The sequence below is a fragment of the Lactococcus cremoris subsp. cremoris NBRC 100676 genome (genome assembly GCF_001591705.1).
Taxonomy (GTDB): domain Bacteria; phylum Bacillota; class Bacilli; order Lactobacillales; family Streptococcaceae; genus Lactococcus; species Lactococcus cremoris.
Genome location: NZ_BCVK01000105.1, coordinates 1 through 2394, shown reverse-complemented (window position 1 = coordinate 2394; position 2394 = coordinate 1). Strand labels below are relative to the sequence as shown.

The following is a 2394-nucleotide window of genomic DNA, read 5'->3' as shown; positions in this document are numbered from 1 at the left end:
GAATTATGAAAAGAAAACTATCAAAGAAGTGAAAACTAATATAATTTGTTGAGGTAAATGCTTCATATAATTATGTTCTTTTTTTTACCTATCAAGTAAGATTGCAGATTAGTAATTGTAATTTCCAGTAATCTCTCCCTTGTTTCCAAGGGTGCCCATGCTATGTGAGGAGTAATAAAACAATTTTTAGCACCCAGCAAAGGATTACTCTTAGGGATAGGCTCGTTACTGACAACATCAGTTCCTAATGCATAGATGTTTTCACTATTAAGTGCGTCAGCTATATCTTGTTCATTAATTAATTTTCCTCTGGATGTATTCAAAATAATTACTGTTGGCTTCATTTTAGAGATGGTTCTCTTATTTATCATGTTAATTGTATCTGGAGTCTGAATAACATGTAAGCTAATAATATCAGAGCTCTCAAAAAGTTCATCTAGCGGTACCTGTTTTATCCAATTTTCGGGTATAGTTTTAGATTTATGATTATAAAAGATAACATTCATTGAAAATGCATGAGCTATTTTTGCTACTTTTTTAGCAATATGACCATATCCAATCAAACCTAGTGTCTTGTCCTTTAATTCATATAAGGATTTAGCCCAGAAAGTGAAATCGGGAGCCTCAGCCCATTTATTATTATGAACAAGTTGGTTATGTAATCCTACTTGACTTGTAATTTCAAGTAGCAAAGAAAAGGTGAATTGTGCAACTGCATCACTTGCATAAGTTGGAACGTTAGTAACTACAACATTGTTTCTGTGAGCACTCTGTATATTAACAACATCATATCCTGTCCCCATAATTCCAATATATTTTAGTTTAGGTAGATTACTTATAACATGGTCATTCAAAGGAGTTTTATGGGTAATTACAATACCAGCATCTCCAATGCGTTTCAAAACTTCTTTATCATCATTAATAGGACTACGATTATAGAAAGTACAGTTTCCTAAATTTTTTAGTTTCCTCCAGTCTAGATCGTTGTTAAGTTCGTACCCATCCAAAATTACAATATTTGCCATAAGTCTAAATCCTCCTTATTTTTCTAAAGTATAGCATACAATTTTATTTATGGCATTACTATTTTTTAATCATGCGTACGTTTTTTTCATACAAAATATTAAAGAATTATAAAAAAACAATGATTCTTTTTATTAGAAAAAAATTTTTTTATATAATTTGAGGTGTTTGTACATTGCTAATAATAGTAATATAAAGTCGTCAATCAAAATTTAATATAATATAAAATGATTAGTGATAGAAACAAAGGAGAAAAAAAACATGAAAGCAGCTATCTTGTCAAAATATGGAAAATTACCGGTATATCAAGATTTTCCTGATCCAGTAGTACATAAAGCTGATGAAACTCTCATTTATCCTACTGCTTCAGCAATTAAGCAATTAGACATATCTAAAGCAGCAGGCACTCATTATACAAAATTCGATAAACTTCCTAGTGTTGTTGGTACTGATGGTGTAGGAATTACTGATGCAGGGGATCGTATTTATACGATGGGCATTACAGGAATGATGGCTGAAAAAGCTATTATAAAGAAAAAGGGGGGAATCATTATACCAAAAGGGCTTGATGATGGTGTAGCTGCTGCGATTCCAAATACGCTAGTAGGTTCTGATTTAGCGCTTATGGTTAAAGGAGGGATCAAGTCTGGAGATTGTGTTTTCATCAATGGAGCGACTGGGGGAACGGGAGCTATGGCAGTACAAATGGCGAAAATTCGTGGAGCAAAAACTGTTATTGTTACTGGAAGAGACTCTAAAAAATTAGAATATCTAAAAGAGATAGGTGCTGATGTAACTATAGACTTGAAACAAGATAATGATAAACTTATAAAAGCGATTATTGAATCTTATAAAGAGAGTCCTTTTGATATCATTCTGGACTATCTATGGGGCCAACCAGCTGAAGCTATTATGACTTCCTTATTAAAAGTTAGATTAGGCAGTTCTATAACTTATATCTCTGTTGGGAGTTTAGCTAACAATACTGCGAATATTCCCTCTCAACTATTACGTAGTAAAGAAATTCAGATAGTTGGCTCAGGAATAGGAAGCTTTCCAGCAAGTGTTCTCCAAAAATACTTGCAGGAAAATCTGAAAATGGTCTATGATTTAGTTAACAAAGAGGACATAAAATTTAAAACAGCTTCGTTTAATTTAGAAGAAGTATCACACGCATGGACACATTCTCCTAGTGTCTTACTTATAAACAAGCATAATTTTTGAAATACTGCACAAAGATAATTACTATACTAACTATATGTAATGCTATTTTTCAAAGAAGTACGTTCTATTCCAAGTATAGAGATAAATATTATGCCTCATTGATTTTATACAATGTTATTTATAATTATTGTCTAAAACAGAATATCA

General features: G+C 31.8%; 2 protein-coding genes. One reads left to right on the top strand and one right to left on the bottom strand.

What is annotated here, in order from left to right:
* Positions 1-62: 62 nt before the first annotated feature.
* The gene (locus LLA01S_RS11855; protein WP_061778366.1) at positions 63-1025 is read right to left on the bottom strand and encodes a D-2-hydroxyacid dehydrogenase; all 963 of its coding nucleotides are present in this window, start codon (positions 1023-1025) and stop codon (positions 63-65) included.
* A gap of 259 nt (positions 1026-1284) precedes the next feature.
* Here LLA01S_RS11855 and LLA01S_RS11850 point away from each other — a divergent pair, with 259 nt between their 5' ends.
* Positions 1285-2247 carry a quinone oxidoreductase family protein gene (locus LLA01S_RS11850; protein WP_061778365.1) on the top strand — a complete coding sequence of 321 codons (963 nt, stop codon included), beginning with the start codon at positions 1285-1287 and terminating at the stop codon, positions 2245-2247.
* Positions 2248-2394: the final 147 nt, after the last annotated feature.

Excerpts from the sequence above, each read along its gene's own strand:
- LLA01S_RS11855 (WP_061778366.1), bottom strand. The coding sequence starts at position 1,025 with ATGGCAAATATTGTAATTTTGGATGGGTACGAACTTAACAACGATCTA.
- LLA01S_RS11850 (WP_061778365.1), top strand. The coding sequence starts at position 1,285 with ATGAAAGCAGCTATCTTGTCAAAATATGGAAAATTACCGGTATATCAA.